15 protein-coding genes are annotated in these 15465 nt (G+C 44.1%); 12 read left to right on the forward strand and 3 right to left on the reverse strand.

From position 1 onward, the window contains the following. Window positions 1–3 precede the first annotated feature (3 nt). The 3 genes from H6G17_RS06575 to H6G17_RS06585 are packed head-to-tail and all read left to right on the forward strand — an operon-like array spanning window position 4 to window position 1648. Entirely contained in the window at window positions 4–573 is a 570-nt protein-coding gene (locus H6G17_RS06575; RefSeq protein ID WP_192155356.1) for a hypothetical protein, read from the forward strand. Then, window positions 573–953 carry a DUF2358 domain-containing protein gene (locus tag H6G17_RS06580; RefSeq protein WP_192155358.1) on the forward strand — a complete coding sequence of 127 codons (381 nt, stop codon included), beginning with the start codon at window positions 573–575 and terminating at the stop codon, window positions 951–953. The genes H6G17_RS06575 and H6G17_RS06580 overlap by 1 nt, the downstream gene beginning before the upstream one ends. 35 nt (window positions 954–988) lie before the next feature. Then, on the forward strand, window positions 989–1648 hold the full coding sequence (locus H6G17_RS06585) for a Uma2 family endonuclease (RefSeq protein ID WP_242038272.1): 660 nt from the start codon (window positions 989–991) through the stop codon (window positions 1646–1648). 134 nt (window positions 1649–1782) lie between these two features. Here the strand turns inward: H6G17_RS06585 and H6G17_RS06590 are convergent, their stop codons facing one another. Further along, window positions 1783–3528, reverse strand: coding sequence for a DUF3352 domain-containing protein (locus H6G17_RS06590; protein ID WP_192155360.1), 1746 nt, complete (start codon window positions 3526–3528; stop codon window positions 1783–1785). Window positions 3529–3612: 84 nt separating this feature from the next. Here H6G17_RS06590 and H6G17_RS06595 point away from each other — a divergent pair, with 84 nt between their 5' ends. Both H6G17_RS06595 and hrcA read left to right on the forward strand, forming a co-directional pair. Continuing rightward, on the forward strand, window positions 3613–3957 hold the full coding sequence (locus H6G17_RS06595) for a rhodanese-like domain-containing protein (RefSeq protein WP_192155362.1): 345 nt from the start codon (window positions 3613–3615) through the stop codon (window positions 3955–3957). 456 nt (window positions 3958–4413) lie between these two features. Beyond that, the gene (hrcA, locus tag H6G17_RS06600) at window positions 4414–5502 is read left to right on the forward strand and encodes a heat-inducible transcriptional repressor HrcA (protein ID WP_192155364.1); all 1089 of its coding nucleotides are present in this window, start codon (window positions 4414–4416) and stop codon (window positions 5500–5502) included. Window positions 5503–5583: 81 nt separating this feature from the next. Here hrcA and H6G17_RS06605 read toward each other — a convergent pair whose 3' ends face one another. Continuing rightward, window positions 5584–5817 (reverse strand): hypothetical protein, encoded by a 234-nt coding sequence (locus tag H6G17_RS06605; protein ID WP_192155366.1) that lies wholly within the window; start codon window positions 5815–5817, stop codon window positions 5584–5586. A 179-nt stretch (window positions 5818–5996) separates the two neighbouring features. On the opposite strand from H6G17_RS06605, the gene H6G17_RS06610 reads away from it, so the two are divergent. After that, window positions 5997–7292, forward strand: a complete 1296-nt coding sequence (locus H6G17_RS06610; RefSeq protein WP_192155368.1) for a folylpolyglutamate synthase/dihydrofolate synthase family protein — start codon at window positions 5997–5999, stop codon at window positions 7290–7292. Window positions 7293–7322: 30 nt separating this feature from the next. Here H6G17_RS06610 and H6G17_RS06615 read toward each other — a convergent pair whose 3' ends face one another. Further along, window positions 7323–8645, reverse strand: coding sequence for a sugar ABC transporter substrate-binding protein (locus H6G17_RS06615; protein ID WP_192155370.1), 1323 nt, complete (start codon window positions 8643–8645; stop codon window positions 7323–7325). Between the two features lie 128 nt (window positions 8646–8773). Here H6G17_RS06615 and pilM point away from each other — a divergent pair, with 128 nt between their 5' ends. The 6 genes from pilM to H6G17_RS06640 all read left to right on the forward strand — a co-directional run bounded on the left by pilM (window position 8774) and on the right by H6G17_RS06640 (window position 15365). Then, window positions 8774–9898: a type IV pilus assembly protein PilM gene (pilM, locus tag H6G17_RS06620; protein WP_192155372.1), complete on the forward strand. Its 1125-nt coding sequence runs from the start codon at window positions 8774–8776 to the stop codon at window positions 9896–9898. Further along, window positions 9891–10682: a PilN domain-containing protein gene (locus H6G17_RS06625; protein WP_192155374.1), complete on the forward strand. Its 792-nt coding sequence runs from the start codon at window positions 9891–9893 to the stop codon at window positions 10680–10682. The genes pilM and H6G17_RS06625 overlap by 8 nt, the downstream gene beginning before the upstream one ends. Beyond that, the gene (locus tag H6G17_RS06630) at window positions 10679–11428 is read left to right on the forward strand and encodes a pilus assembly protein PilO (RefSeq protein WP_192155376.1); all 750 of its coding nucleotides are present in this window, start codon (window positions 10679–10681) and stop codon (window positions 11426–11428) included. The genes H6G17_RS06625 and H6G17_RS06630 overlap by 4 nt, the downstream gene beginning before the upstream one ends. A 652-nt stretch (window positions 11429–12080) precedes the next feature. After that, window positions 12081–14294, forward strand: a complete 2214-nt coding sequence (locus tag H6G17_RS06635) for a type IV pilus secretin family protein (RefSeq protein ID WP_192155378.1) — start codon at window positions 12081–12083, stop codon at window positions 14292–14294. A 93-nt stretch (window positions 14295–14387) separates the two neighbouring features. Continuing rightward, entirely contained in the window at window positions 14388–14522 is a 135-nt protein-coding gene (locus H6G17_RS33940) for a hypothetical protein (RefSeq protein WP_277875943.1), read from the forward strand. A 339-nt stretch (window positions 14523–14861) separates the two neighbouring features. Next, on the forward strand, window positions 14862–15365 hold the full coding sequence (locus H6G17_RS06640; RefSeq protein WP_192155380.1) for a hypothetical protein: 504 nt from the start codon (window positions 14862–14864) through the stop codon (window positions 15363–15365). The last annotated feature ends 100 nt before the right edge of the window (window positions 15366–15465 follow it).

Below are 15465 nucleotides of genomic sequence, written 5' to 3' on the forward strand. Positions count from 1 at the left end.
TTCATGACACCCGAAGAAATTGCCAACACCCTAACAGATTTATTTCATTCTGCACCCGTACAAGCGATCGCTCCTGGTTCCTGGCAAATCGAAACACCGGAATTTCGCCTGTTAGTACTGCTATCAGACGATCGCTCTTGGCTGCGAGTATTATTACCAATTTTATCGGCGCAGGCAGCTCAACCGTTTTTGGAACAGTTACTCGAAGCTAACTTTGACGAAACTCAGGAAGTGCGCTACGCCTTACATCAAGGAGTCGTGTGGGGAGTCTTTCAGCACAGTCGTGAAAGTTTGAGTACGGCAGATTTTACCGAGGCGATCGCGCGCTTAATTTCCTTAAATCAAGCGGGGTTAACAAATGTATTTAACCAGTTGGTAGAAACGAAACTACGGCAAATCGTCACAGCGCAAAAGCAGCAAGGACAATCTCTAGAAGCTACCCTGCAAAATCTGAGCAGAATGTACGACGAGGGATTGCTAGGCGACTTACAACAAGGAGCGGAGTCGCGGGAGCAAGTCATGGCAGCATGGAAATATCAGTTAGAAAGGTTGTGGTTGGAAGTAGAACCATAATGGATATTATTCAAATCCTCCGGCAAGATTACCAAAGATTCCCAGACAACCAGACATATAGCATCTATGCTTCAGATGTCTTTTTTCAAGAGCCCCTCAACCGTTTTCGCGGTGTCGAGCGATACAAACTGATGATTAATTTCATCAACACCTGGTTTATTGCAGTCAAGATGGATTTGCATGACATTCGCCAGGAAGGGGACACTATCAAGACAGAATGGACGTTGAGTTGGAATACTCCCCTCCCCTGGAAACCTCGCATTGCGATTCCTGGCTGGAGTGAGTTACACCTCAATCCCCAAGGATTAATTGATTCCCATATCGATTACTGGAACTGTTCGCGATTAGATGTGGTGAAACAGCATTTCGGTAATGGGTAATGGGTAATGGGTAACTGATTAACGGAGTAAAGCTTATGATTACTAGTCCACAATTACGATTGATGTCACCGCAAGAGTATTTAGAATGGGAACCTATGCAACAACTGCGCCACGAGTATATCGACGGCGAAGTTTTTGCCATGGCTGGGGGAACAAAACCCCATAATCGTATTGCTTTAAACTTAGTCACTACTTTAGATAGTCATCTAGTTCAAAGTGATTGTGAGGTGTACATTTCAGATGTGAAAGTACAAGTTGCTACTGCTAATAGTTATTGTTATCCCGATGTTGTCGTTACCTGCGATCTGAGAGATCGGGAATTTAATTCAATCGTTCAACACCCTTGTTTAATTGTTGAAGTGCTTTCCCCTTCTACAGAAGCATACGATCGCGGTGGTAAGTTTGCTCGATATCGTCAGTTGGAAACTTTGCAGGAATATGTTTTAATCGATTCCGAACAAATTGGTGTAGAGTGTTTTCGGCGCAACGAACAAGGTTTGTGGGTGCTTTATCCTTACGCAACAGAAGATACGATCGCTTTGACAAGTGTGGGTTTATCTTTACCCATAACTGCACTTTATCGCCAAGTCAAATTTGAGACGAAACCCGCACCCAAATCGATAACTGTATGTCCGCGAGAAATACCTAATTGCGCCACAAGCGATCGCTCTGCTGCTACTGTAGAAGAAGTTTGATTGCGATCGAAAGCTGCAACCCCTGCCTAATCTTTAAAATCAACCCCAACTTGTTGTAAGTCATTGTAGTGCCAAGTAGGAATCTGCATAGTTCTTTTGCCTCAATAATTCCTTGCTGCAAACAAGATAAGACATTAATTCGAGCCTAAGCGCAAAACAATACTACCCTGAAGCACATCAGTGCGATCGCCATAACTACTTACAGTAATCGATTGTGTTTTGTCAAAAAACGGTTTTGCTGCCACTTCTAATAGTTTAACTAATGGTAATTGCCGCTCTAAAATTTCTCTACTTCTAGGTAAATTCAAATATAGATAACCCTGATTTGGCTGAGGAATAGCTTTTATGGCAGATTGAAACTGAGAACTTTTCAATAAAGAGTTGGTTTTTGCTGCTTTTAAAGCTGCCTCCATTGCTGCAACTGAAGAAGTGAAAATTTCGTATTTATCTATGGTAGTATAAACGCCTTGGACTTTAGCTTTAAGAGTGAGTAACGAGCGATCGCCTAGCTCGGATGGACTAGATGGAACTGGATTTACCTGCATCCAAGCATAGATTTTTTGCTCGTTTGAAAATAGAGGTGTAATGCTCAAACCTCGATTTTCAGCAATTGTATTGAAGCGATCGATCGCTAAATCTGTCCCTTCAGACTTCTCGGCAATAAAAATCCAATCAGCACTCGTACTAGCATCTTTTTGGGGCAGCATTCCTAAAGCATATTCCCCTTGCACCCAGCTAAAAATATCTTGCGAAATATCTATACCCCAACTATCTTGTAATTTAGCTAAAGGTTGAGCGATCGAGCGCGAAATTGCATCATTACTAGAACCAGATAGGACAGTTGTAATTTGTCTCCATAATTGATTTAAGTTAGTATTTTGTAAATGGCTCAAATCTAAACCCGCGATCGCTAAATTGGTTGTTGTAGGTAAATATTGTAATGCTTGCACGGGTTCAGACAGCATTTTACCAGCAGGAGCGAGTTCTGTCTGATTAGCAGTTATTGAGGTTTCTGCGACAATTCCTTGTGGATTCAATTTTAAGGCAATAATTTGACTGTCATAAATTTGTTCTTGCGGTTCTTTCCCCAACAAAGTTGTCACTTGAGGCAAATTGAGAAAGATTACGCCAATTCGCTCAGTAGGTAATAAACTTAATGCGTGTTGATATTGAGCAGAATCATTCAAACTCAGATCGGGTGCTTGGACGTTATTAATTGCTTCTCGCAATACTTTAGGATGATTGGCAAATAAAATAAAGCGATCGCCCACTGCTGCGCCGACAAGAGAGATTTGTTCTTGTAGGGGCGCACGGCTGTGCGCCCCTACATTTACCCGATTGCGATCGGAGAAAATATTAACACCTTGATAAGTTTCTGAAACTAAATCTCTACCTGCGATCGCCCGTTGGGAAAATAATAATTGTAAAAATTCTCTACTTTTAACCGAATTTCTGCTAGTTAATACCATTAAATATCCTGGCTGATTGCCATTTGTCGCATCACGATCGATATCTGGACTCGTCAAAGCCAAAGTAACTTCTTCCCCCAACCAAGGTTGAATATCTTGGCGATAGTCGAGACTGCTACTAGCTAGTAAACTAGACTTAAAGCGTTCTAGTTCTTGACGCGACTGCCTGCGATCGCTCGGACGCGCTGCCAATTGCCGCAAAGACTCTAGTTTTTCTGGATTGACTAGCAAAGATACCATTGCAGGTGCTTGCTTAGGCACAAATATCGCTGCTGCTGGTGTATTTGTCGTACCACCTCGTAGTAAGCTGAGAGGACTTTGGGCATTAATCCAATAAAAACCGCCAACGCCAATTAGTAGCAGCACTACCACAGCAGTTGCTATGGCAGAAAAAAATAAGCTTCGCTTCATGATAATTTACAACTGTCTTGCTAATCGTCATTGGTCACTGGTCACTGGTCACTGGTCACCGTCCCTAACCCACAGCCCCTCATTATGAATCCTTTTAACCAAATTAGTGTAGAAGAACTGGCTCAGATGTTAAGTTCTGATGCTAGAGAGCAATTGCAATTGATCGACGTGCGCGAACCGGATGAAGTCGCGATCGCTTATATTGACGGGTTTGAAGTTCTACCCTTGAGCCAATTTGCTGATTGGGCTGATTCTATCCCCACACGCTTCGATCCTCAAGCAAAAACCATAGTCATGTGCCACCACGGTATTCGTTCGGCTCAAATGTGTCAGTGGTTGAGCCGTCAAGGTTTTACAAATCTTAGAAATTTAGCAGGGGGAATTGATGCTTACTCTGCTGCGATCGATCCATCTATTCCTAGATACTAGGACAGTTATCAGTGACCAGTGACCAGTGACCAACAACCCTTAACGACTCACTGTTCCCCGTTCCCCATCCCCAACAGCGTTCAGTAATAATTGCTACCAAACAATTTTTAATTTTAAGCAAAAGTACAGTCTATATTAAATTTAGGGTTGCCGAAGCTACACAGAGGATTGCTCCGGTCGAATTTGTCTAGGTAGTTTTAACTCTGCCGGATGTAGGTCATAAGATTTAACATGTATATATTGACAGACAGTAAGTTTTATGTAGACTCAGGGTATCTTTACCTGAGAAATAGCTAAAACCGTGTAGGAGTTGAGGCACAATCGAAATATAACTTTGTATTTATTTAACACGGTCTATCTTTTTTGCTATCTTGAATAACTAAAAATTAAAAAAATCTACAGATTGCATTTACATTTCTTAAATTCGCTTCTCATCTCACTATTCTCATTTCACCTATGCAAGTGCAGCTAAACGATCGCCAACAGCATATACTTTGGGCAACGGTACGACATTACATTGCCACTGCCGAACCCGTGGGTTCCAAAGCTTTATTGGAAGAATATAACCTCGGCGTGAGTTCTGCAACCATTCGTAACGCGATGGGAGTGCTAGAAAAAGCTGGTTTACTTTATCAACCTCACACCTCGGCGGGAAGAATTCCCTCTGACTCTGGCTATCGGATTTATGTCGATCGCCTCATAACTCCTTCCGATGTCTGGGGACGACAGGTAGAACAGCTACTCCAAGAGCAATTAAAGTGGGAAGATTGGAGCTTGGAAGCTTTATTAAGAGGTGCAGCGCAGATTCTAGCTAAGGTAAGTGGTTGCATTACTTTAATTACCATGCCCAGCGCTAACATGGCACGGTTACGCCACATTCAACTGATTCAAATCGAGTCAGGGCGGATAATGTTGATCGTGGTGACAGATACTTATGAAACCCAATCAGTCTTGTTAGATTTGCCAACTTCAGAAGCGGAAATAGTCTTAGAATCAGAACCAGAAGTTATAGAAAGAGAGCTACAAATACTCTCCAACTTCCTCAATAGCCAACTGCGCGGGCGATCGCTGTATGAATTAGCATCACTTGACTGGAATCAATTAGACTGCGAATTTCAACAATATGGCGATCGCTTAAAAACTGTATTTGCAGATATTTGTCGGCGGACTCAGCCACTCCCAACTAGCACGCAAATTACTATCCGAGGTGTATCCGAAGTCTTGCGTCAACCTGAGTTTGCTGAATTGCAGCAAGTTCAAACAATTCTACATTTATTAGAAGAAGAACAGCAGCAGCTGCTACCTTTTATTTTTGAGGAACCAGAATTAGATTCCAACTCCAGGCGGCGAGTTACAATTCGGATCGGCTCGGAAAATACGCTCGAACCTATTCGTGGTTGTACCCTGATTTCATCTACCTATCGACGCGGTACAGTTCCCGTGGGCAGCGTGGGAGTCTTAGGACCAACCCGCTTAGATTACGAAACTGCGATCGCCATAGTCGAAGCTGCTGCTGATTATCTGTCTGATGCATTAAGCAACTAGCGAAGTCAGAAGTCAAAAGTCAGAAGTCAAAAGCGTTTTACACACAACTTTTTGACCAATGACAAATGACAAATGACTATTCTACATCTTGCCTTTTTGCATCACTTCTTGCAAATGTTGCCGGATCTCTTGCGCTTGCTGTCTATCTTGTTCGCGTAATTTTTGGAACAACTCTACACAAGGTTGAGAATCCATTGACTGAGCGTCATTGATGTATGTTTCATATGCTTTGACAGCTTCAGCCTTATGATGTAACGCTGTGAGCAAATCATATTCTAAATTGCTCATTGCTCTTTCACTTCCAGTAGCAGTCATAGATTTACCCTCCGAAATTCAAAATCGTAACTAATAACCACCTTACTTACCGAAATAGGAACTGCATCTGTCAAAAAGTGGATGAATTCGGGAGTCGGGAATCGGGAGTCGGGAGTCGGAGGACAAGGGGGACAAGGGAGAATGGCTGCAATTAACTAACGACAAATGACCAATGACAAATGACCGACAAAAACATTAACTCTATTCTGAAACCATATCAACGCTTCGGCGTACATCTCGGTTTAGAACGAATTCAAAAACTGCTGGCTAATTTGGGCAATCCTCAACAGCAAGTTCCAGTCATTCACGTAGCAGGGACGAACGGCAAAGGATCTGTCTGCGCTTACCTTTCTGCCGTCCTCAAAGAAGCAGGCTATCGAGTCGGGCGCTATACTTCGCCTCATTTAGTAGATTGGACGGAACGTATTTGTTTAGACGAACAACCGATCGCACCAGAAACGCTACAGCAAATATTGCTACAAGTCCAGCAAGCAATTCCGCCAGACGAGGAAACCCCAACTCAATTTGAAATTATTACTGCTGCGGCTTGGTTGTACTTTGCCCAAGTCCAAGTAGATATTGCAGTCATAGAAGTTGGTTTAGGGGGAAGATTAGATGCTACCAACGTTTGCGATCGCCCCTTAGTGACGGTGATTACTTCCATCAGTCGCGAACACTGGCAGCAGCTAGGACCAACCGTAGCAGATATTGCCCGAGAAAAAGCAGGAATTCTCAAACCCAACTGTCCCGCAGTCATCGGACAATTACCACCAGAAGCAGAAACCGTCGTGCGATCGCGGATCGAAGAACTTGGATGTCCCGTTGTCTTTCCCCTACCCTCGCGTCAGATTGAACCAGGTTGGGCAGAATTTCGGAATTCGGAATTCGGAATTCGGAATTCGGAATTGAAGATGCACCAACTACCAACTACCAACTACATCAAATATCCTTTGCCTTTGTTAGGAGACATCCAACTGATGAATTCAGCTTTGGCAATTGCAGCTTTACAAATATTGCAGCAGCAAGGGTGGAAAATTTCGGCTGAGGCGATCGCAAATGGGATGGGAAAAGCAAAATGGTTGGGGCGTTTGCAATGGACGACTTGGCAAGGACGTAGACTCCTGATTGATGGGGCGCACAATCCAGCGGCGGCGCAAGCTTTACGTCAATATGTCGATACCCTAGAACAACCTGTTTGTTGGGTGATGGGGATGCTATCTACTAAAGACCATGCAGATATTTTTCGCGCCTTATTGCGCCCCAAGGATGAGTTACATCTCGTCCCTGTTCCAGACCATAGTACTGCCGATCCTGAAACACTAGCAAAGCTAGCAGGTGAATGTCCTCAACTAGCTACGTGTCACACTTATCCAGATCTCTTTGCTGGATTAGAAGCGGCGACAAAATCATCAAATTTAATGATTCTATGTGGTTCGTTGTATTTGGTTGGATATTTTTTACGCCTTGCTGGGTAGGGGCGCACAGCTGCGCGCCCCTACAATCCGTTATTTTCCAGCCTTAGCATCCCATTCTTTCGCAGCATCCGCGATCGCCACATCGACTGTTTTTTCTCCCAGCATGGCAGCTTGAAGGTTTTCGTAAATGGCGCGTTTGAGGACGTTGATATTTTGCATCGCGGGAATTAGCACTTCTGCTTGTTTTAACTGGCTAGCGCTAACCACCCGCGCCCGATCCATTTCAGATTTATCGCCTGTAGGCACGGATTTGAAATAGCTATCAGCTAAGGCAGGAATTGCTGAAGGGAGGACGTTGGCGGCTTTGGCAAAGGCGAGTTGATTATCGCTGTTGGTCACAAATAAAGCAAACTTTATTGCTGCGTCGGGGCGATCGCTATCTTTGGGAATCACGAGATTCATGACGGCAACATTCTTTTTACCTGTGGTTCCGGTAATTTCTGGTGCAACAGCAGAAACTTTGGCAATTTCTGGCGCATTAGTTGAAATTGTTTTGAGAAATTCTGCTCCCGTCCCTAATAAAGCCGTCTCTCCTGCTTGATACATCTCAATTCCGTGGCGATGTCCTTGGGTTAAGGATTCTTGGGGTAAGAGTTCTTGTTTATACAAATCTACCCAGTACTGAAAAGCAGCTTTACCTGCGGGTGTATTAAATGCTGCTTTAGCTTGGTCATCTACCAAAGTTACCCCCATTTGAACGAAAGATTGCAGCACTTCCGATGAATCTTCTGGGACAAATGTGGCAAAAAAGGCATACTTACCTGTTTTTTCTTTAATTTGCTTCGCCACCTGCGCTAATTCCGCATAAGTTGCTGGCGGCTTGGCAACACCTGCTTGTTTGAGTAAATCGCTGTTATAAATCGTAACTCGCGTGGTGAGATACCAGGGAATGCCGAAACTTTTGCCGTCGAGCGTACTTGCCTGCCAAATGTTAGGTAAATAAGTGGAACGTACCTCGGGCGAAATTTTATTATCCAATGTCAGCCAAGCATTGCGACCAGCTAACACAGAAGCAAAATCTGGATTTAAGTTAACGACATCTGGAGCTGTTTTTGCTGCGACGGATGTTAAAATTTTGCTCTCCATTGCCGACCAAGGCACGTCTACCCAGTTGACTTTTATCCCAGGATTTTCTTTTTCAAAAGCTTGAATTTTCTGGTTGAAAAAATCGGTGAATTCCGGTTGCAACTGCATCGTCCAAAACTCAATTTCTTGGCTGTTAGAGTTAGATTGAGGTGCTTGAGTAGCGACGTTACCACTACCGCAACTGACTACCCAACTCAGAACAAAACCTAATAAGGTAAGAATTATTAACTTTGGCGATCGCAGCCTATTTGCAAGTCTTTTGGTCATTGACATTTTTAAGATCGTATGTATTCATTGAACAAGCTTGGTGATTCTAGGTTAAATTGAGTAGCTGTAATGAGTATCAAGTCTTTCAGCTAGACTAATTCTTTACTTCATAGACAAGTAGTAAAACAGTGATTGACCGTCTCAAAAGTTTACTGACAAAGCGTGGATGTGGAGTTGGCATTGAACTAGCTCCTGAACGAATTAATATAGCTCAACTGAAAAAGCAGCGACAGGGTTACAAACTGACAGCTTTTTCCTCTACCCCGGTTCCAGAAGGGCTGTTTCAAGATGGTCAAATTGCCGACCCTCCAGCCCTGGCAGAATTAATTCAAAAGGCACTAACTGACACTAAAATCAAAGTCCAATGGGTAGCGACAGCCGTGCCTGGGCGAGAGTCGATCGTGCGGCTAATTCCTTTGCCAGCGGAGCTAAATGACCAAGAACTGAGGGAAATGGTACTAAATCATGAAGCTGGTTTGTACTTACCTTACCCGCGCGAAGAAGCTGACGTTGACTATCAAAAGCTAGGCTACTTCGTTGATGAAGATGGAATTGAGAAGGTACAAGTATTGCTGGTGGCGACTCGCAAGCAAGTTACAGATACCTATATGGATACCTTCCAACATGCAGGGTTAAAAGTTAATGTCATAGAAATTAACAGTTTTGCTTTAATTCGCACGATTCGAGAGCAATTACGGGCATATAGCTCGAATGAAGGCGTAGCGCTGGTCGATGTTCAATTTGATAATACAGAAATTGCCATTATTGTTGATGGAGTGCCGCAATTTTCCCGTACTATTCCGATTGGGACGTATCAAATGCAGAGCGCTCTACTGAGATCGATGAATTTACCTGCATCTAGGGATACTCAAATGTTGGAGTCATTCAATCTGCCACTGACTAGTGGAGATGATGATGACGAACCAGAAGACATGCCAGATGTAGATTCTGGCACTTTGGCAGTGATGCGGGTTTTAGCCGAATTAGCAGACGAATTGCGTCGCTCGATTGATTTTTACCTCAGTCAAAGTGAGAATTTGGAAATGGTACAGGTGCTTTTGTGCGGACCTGGCGGTGGTTTGGGCAACTTGAGTGAATTTTTCCAACAAAAGTTAAACATTCCCACAGCGCCAATCGATCCAGTAGCAGCACTGTCTTTAGATGTAGACGAGGAGAAAATTACTCCAATGCAAAGACCGGGATTGGGAACGGCGATCGGTTTAGGACTTAGAGGTGCATGGGGCAATGTATAGTTTAGATGTCAATTTTCTGAAAGACCGCACCCCCCAAAAGTCAGGGTTTTCGGCTGGTGGAAGCAAAACGCGGATGTCAGCGGTTGGTCAAACACCTCTATTTATCGGAGCGGCTGTAGCGGCTGTAATTCCAGTGGTAGTTGGGGCTTGGTGGCTGTTATTACAAACGCAAAACACCCAGATGGAAAACAAACTAGCGGCGTTAGACGCAGAGTTGAACCGCTTGGGCTTGCAAGAGACTGAATTGAAAAAGATTCAAGCTGAAACTAGCGTGTTGCAAACGGATACGAAAGCATTAGCCACTGTTTTTAACCAAATTCGCCCTTGGTCGGCAATGTTACAAGACTTGCGCGATCGCATTCCCAGATCGGTGCAAATTGAATCGATCAAGCAAATTCCGGCGATCGCCTCATCTGGCGCACCACCACCGCCTGCGGCAGCGGGTAATGCGGCTCCACCACCATCTGCGAACCCAGCGGGTGGAATTGAAATTACTGGCAAAGCGCGATCGTTTAGCGACGTGAACGATTTCCTATTAACTCTGAAACAGTCAGCGTTCTTCCAAGCGACTGACACGCGAATTATTTCAGCAGAACTAGCCGAGGCTGCGGCATCGAATGAAAAATCAGCCGTAAAACCACCGTCACTTGTGAGATATACAATTCAATCTAACTTAAGTAATGTCCCAGCCGCCGATCTGCTTCAAGAGTTAGAGCGTAAAGGGACGTTAGGACTGGTGACTCGGATTCGCACCCTGCAACAAAAAGGAGTCATTCAACCATGACTATTAGTGAAGAATTTATTTCTGTAGAAGAAGATCTTGAGGCTGCACCGTCCTACCCTACTGTTTTTGGCGTGACTCTAACTCCAACGATTAGCGGAGCGCTGCTAGCAGTTGTTGGTCTTGGTTTAGGGGGGTACTTGTTTACTTCGTTCGTCACGCCAGCAATGCAAAAGCATGACGAGCTAACAGCAAAACAAAATGAAAAGCAAAACTTGGTGCAGCAAAAATCCGCTAGCATGGCACAGAAGCAGCAAGTAGAAACAGAATTAGCGAAAGCAAAACAGCAAAAAGCAGATGTTTTAACTTTATTTGCTAATGAAAGTACGCTCGATACGCTACTAATCGATCTCAATCGACTCGTACAGTCGGTTAATGGCAAGCAAAACGCTACTGCTAAATTGAAAAAATTTACTCCCGCCAATCAATCAGCCGAAACGATCTCTGATGGTTCGCTTGGCTCTGATGTCAACGGCAAACTCAAACGTCGAATAGTTGATATTAATATCTCTGGAACATTTGACCAAACTCAAGAGATTTTCCGAAGTATTGAACGATTGCAACCATTATTAATCGTGAGAGACTATCAATCAACAATGGTAGCTGCTACCGATAAGGATGGAAAACGTGCTGGCGGTGCGCCCAATATCGATACTTCCTTTAAATTACAGGCACTGATTCCCGTATCTCCAGAGGAAGCAGCAGCGGCAGCAGCGGCGGCGGCTAAGGCAGCTGAAGCGAAGAAATAAATTCCGAATTCGGAATTCGGAATTAAAGATCGGTCAGTTCTTATGGGCGGATTTATCAATAATCTCTGTACCTAACTGAAAAAATTGATCGACCCGCCCTTATAGATATTGTATTCAAGTTGTCGGAATTTGTAGATTTCATAATTTTGAATTTTCGATAGGGGCTGGTTTTCCAGTGAAATCTCGGGATAAATTCGAGAACGCTACTAAATCTGTCCCGTACGGGTATTGCGATCGCTATTTGGAATTAGATATCAGATATGGGGTTACGATCGCAATCTAAATTATCTAATTTTGTAGATATCATTATGTAACAAAATTACCGTACATTTACTGAAATTAGAGATAATACTCAAGATGAAGTCAAAGATTTATAAGTAAAATTTCGCTTGGGAAAAATGCCGAAATAAAGTTAGCTTGCTTGTGGAGTTTCTCAGGTAAAATTATCTCCTTAATTCAGCAAACAGTTATCAAGTGCATAGTGAGGAATTTATCCTACAAAAGCGCTTTCCAGTTCTGAAAAAATAGTTCTTTCATCTAAGGAATGAAATCGATAACTGATAACTGATAACTGTTATAACTCAATCTATTTCTGTAAATTGTCAGGCGAATTTGCGTTTACTCGCTTTCAAATTTATAGCGATCGCCTGCAATGCGCGTAGAATACCTAAACTTTACTCAAAGTAGAAACAGAACTGTGAAACAGCTTCAAGGTAGTAACATACTATTTATCGGGGTAGCAGTCGCACTCGTCGCAGCGCCGCCAGTATGGGCAAAACCTGCAAAGGTAACAGCAGTCAAGCTAGATCCAACAAACAACGGCTTAAATGTGGTTTTGGAGACTTCCACTACGGCTCGTCCCCAAGTCTTAACCAGCCAGCAGGGTAAAACTCTAGTTGCAGATATTAGTAACGCTCAGTTGAACTTACCCGAAGGACAAGATTTCCGTCAAGCAAAGCCAGCTTCAGGCATTGATTCAGTAGTTGTTACCCGACTCGACTCTAATAGCATCCGGCTGATGGTCACTGGTACTACCAATGCTCCCAACGGTCAAATGCAACGTAATGGTCAAGGTGTAACATTTAGCGTTAGCTCTACGCCAGAAAAATCGGCATCAGGAACACCTACACCAGAAAAAATTGCCCAAGCAAATCCCGCTCCAACAACTGGTACGACATTTAAACCAGGGCAATCAGTAACAGTTCAAAAACCCCTTTTTCCCAATCCAGAAATTACGGTTGACGGAAAGCCAGTACCACCCTCAGCAATGCGCGGGAATCAAGCCCAACCGCCATTCTTGCCTAGAGCAGTTGCCCCACCCGTGGGAGATATGGCAATTTCCAACACCGATTCTTCTCCGGCTCTGATCGAACTTGGCAGTCAAGAAAGAGTCCCGCGCCTAGTCTTGCGGGATGCTCCCGTGCGCGAAGTCCTTTCCTTACTCGCCCGTGCTGCTGGTCTCAACTTAGCTTACACGACAGCCACACCTCAAGGGCAACAAGGTCAACCAGCTCCGACTGCGCCTGGAGCAGCGGGGGCTGAGGGACCCAGAGTCACTCTAGATATTCAAGACGAGTCCGTGCAGGATGTTTTCAATCACGTACTGCGGATTACAGGCTTGCAAGCCAATCGGGAAGGACGCACGATTTTTGTTGGTCCCAGACTGCCTAATGATGCTCGTAATTTAGTCACGCGCAGCTATAGGTTGAATCAAGTCACGGTAGGCGTAGCACTTAACTTTTTAGTCGCGATGGGTGCAGAAAGTGCCGTCAGTCGCGAACGCACGATTACCAGCGTTCAAGCCGTGCCTGTAGGTGGTGGACAAGCTCCCGCAACCCAAACCCAAACGAGTACAGAGACGCGGATTGAAACTCAACGGATCGATTTTCAAGATTCTACACCCCTACTACGGGGATTAGAAGTCGTCGGTGACGAGCGGACTAACTCCGTCACGCTGATTGGTTCTCCCAAGCAAGTTCAGGTTGCTAGCGCCCAATTAATCCAACTCGACTCTCGCCGTCGCCAGGTTGCAATTAACGTCAAGATTGCTGATATTAACCTCTTAGCAACTGAGGACATTAATACCAGCTTTTCGTTTGGGCTGGGCGATACTTTCTTTCAAAACAGTCGCGGTATTGGTGGAATCATCAACTTTGGCACGAGAAACCCTGCATCTGGAACTAGCTTCAATGGGTCTCCTCCAGGGTTTGCCAGACAATTTCTATCTCGTTTGCAAGCTCAAATTACAAGTGGCAATGCTAAGGTTTTGACCGATCCTACTCTGATCGTTCAAGAGGGACAGCAAGCTGCTGTCAACTTAACTCAAGAAGTGGTGGGTAATGTCACCAGAACCATTAGTCAGGGTACGGGTGGTCTCGGTCAAGATACCACGACAATTCAAAAAGAGCGAGTTGGTTTGACCGTTGGAATTAAGATCGAACGAGTTGATGACAATGGTTTTGTTGCCCTATCTGTAGCTCCTACAGTCAGAGCAGTACAAGATCAATATGAAGATCCAACTGGTAATTTGATTGCTTTAATTAACGAGCGATCGCTGACTTCTGGGCTAATTCGCCTCCGAGATAATCAAACGTTAATCTTGTCAGGTATCATTCAAGAGTCAGACCGAACCAGCGTCGATAAGGTTCCAATTCTAGGAGATATTCCAATTCTTGGCGCATTGTTTAGAAGCACGAATAAACAGAATCAGCGTCAAGAAGTCATCGTGTTGTTGACTCCTCAAATTATCGACGATTCAGAGCGATCGTCATCTATGGGATATAACTATAATCCCAGTCCTGATGCGCGTCAAATTCTAGAACGCAGCCAAAATCGCAAAGTTCAAACGCCTAATAGTAGTCGATAGATTGCCAAAGGGTTATCATTTTTTTCAGACTCCGGCGTAGAAGATCCCCCCAACCCCCCTTAAAAAGGGGGGCAATAGATCGAAAAGGGAGTGATGGAATCAGCGTTAGTGTTGCGATCGCTGAAAGTTATGTTAAATTACATTCCTTCTAGAGATGCGAAATTTCGCATCTTTTTTATTATCTTTTATGACTATGCCAAAGCGCGATCGCTTCTATCTAAAGTCTGACACATACATTTCGGAAGTGGCTCTATAGAAAGATGTCATCTCTATTTATATTTGTTCAGCTAGATAATATCTAAATAAATTAGGAAAACAATATGAGAATCTTTTTTTGGACAACTCTGTCCTTTGTAATTGTAGGTGCAATTATGCTACTTCTCCAACCTATTATTGACTTTCACTAACATATTCTCTCTTAAAAAACCTTCCTAATCCCTACAAAAATCCCAGGCAACCCTTAGCGCCTTTGCACGCCAGTTGCTACAACGGGGGGCGACGAAGTCCGCGATAGCGCCACCCCCGCAACGCACTGGCTCGTCTTTGCGCGACATTTTCTTTAAAACCATGAATTATCTAGTAGCAGTCTTACCAAACCGCATTCAAGCAGAAGCAGCTTATACAGCACTTGAAAAAGAAGGACTACCCAAAGAGCAAATTAGCATCCTCGGTCAAGGCTACAAAAGTGCAGACGAATTCGGCTTCATCAACCCCAACGAACAAGCCCGTAAAGGGGCAAGTAGACTAGTAACCTGGCTCGTACCCTTTGGCTTTGCCGCAGGCTATCTCTTCAACTTACTCACGGATATTGAAATTATCCCTGCAATAGGCGCGATCGGCAACCATCTAATTGCAGGTGTCTTAGGCGCAGTTTCCGGCGGATTAGGCGCGTATTTCGTTGGTGGCGGCGTAGGTTTATCTGTAGGTAGTGGTGACGCCTTACCATATCGCAACCGCCTGAACGCAGGCAAGTATCTTATCGTCATAGAAGGTACAGAAGAACTCACCCGACAGGCAACACGGATACTGCGATCGTTTGAACCAGAAAACATCCAGGGATATGCTGGATAGTAAGTCAAAAGTCAAAAGTTAAAAGTCAAAAATTAGAAGTCAGGAGTCAGAATTAACTGGTCACTGCTCCCTGATAACTGAAAATAGCTGTTCCATCTAC

The organism is Chroococcidiopsis sp. [FACHB-1243] (assembly GCF_014696895.1).
In the GTDB taxonomy this organism is placed as follows: Bacteria; Cyanobacteriota; Cyanobacteriia; order Cyanobacteriales; family Chroococcidiopsidaceae; genus Chroococcidiopsis.

Coding starts and splice junctions, on each gene's coding strand:
- H6G17_RS06575 (WP_192155356.1), top strand. CDS start 4: ATGACACCCGAAGAAATTGCCAACACCCTAACAGATTTATTTCATTCT.
- H6G17_RS06580 (WP_192155358.1), top strand. CDS start 573: ATGGATATTATTCAAATCCTCCGGCAAGATTACCAAAGATTCCCAGAC.
- H6G17_RS06585 (WP_242038272.1), top strand. CDS start 989: ATGATTACTAGTCCACAATTACGATTGATGTCACCGCAAGAGTATTTA.
- H6G17_RS06590 (WP_192155360.1), bottom strand. CDS start 3,528: ATGAAGCGAAGCTTATTTTTTTCTGCCATAGCAACTGCTGTGGTAGTG.
- H6G17_RS06595 (WP_192155362.1), top strand. CDS start 3,613: ATGAATCCTTTTAACCAAATTAGTGTAGAAGAACTGGCTCAGATGTTA.
- hrcA (WP_192155364.1), top strand. CDS start 4,414: ATGCAAGTGCAGCTAAACGATCGCCAACAGCATATACTTTGGGCAACG.
- H6G17_RS06605 (WP_192155366.1), bottom strand. CDS start 5,817: ATGACTGCTACTGGAAGTGAAAGAGCAATGAGCAATTTAGAATATGAT.
- H6G17_RS06610 (WP_192155368.1), top strand. CDS start 5,997: ATGACCGACAAAAACATTAACTCTATTCTGAAACCATATCAACGCTTC.
- H6G17_RS06615 (WP_192155370.1), bottom strand. CDS start 8,645: ATGACCAAAAGACTTGCAAATAGGCTGCGATCGCCAAAGTTAATAATT.
- H6G17_RS06625 (WP_192155374.1), top strand. CDS start 9,891: ATGTATAGTTTAGATGTCAATTTTCTGAAAGACCGCACCCCCCAAAAG.
- H6G17_RS06630 (WP_192155376.1), top strand. CDS start 10,679: ATGACTATTAGTGAAGAATTTATTTCTGTAGAAGAAGATCTTGAGGCT.
- H6G17_RS06635 (WP_192155378.1), top strand. CDS start 12,081: ATGCGCGTAGAATACCTAAACTTTACTCAAAGTAGAAACAGAACTGTG.
- H6G17_RS33940 (WP_277875943.1), top strand. CDS start 14,388: ATGGAATCAGCGTTAGTGTTGCGATCGCTGAAAGTTATGTTAAATTAC.
- H6G17_RS06640 (WP_192155380.1), top strand. CDS start 14,862: ATGAATTATCTAGTAGCAGTCTTACCAAACCGCATTCAAGCAGAAGCA.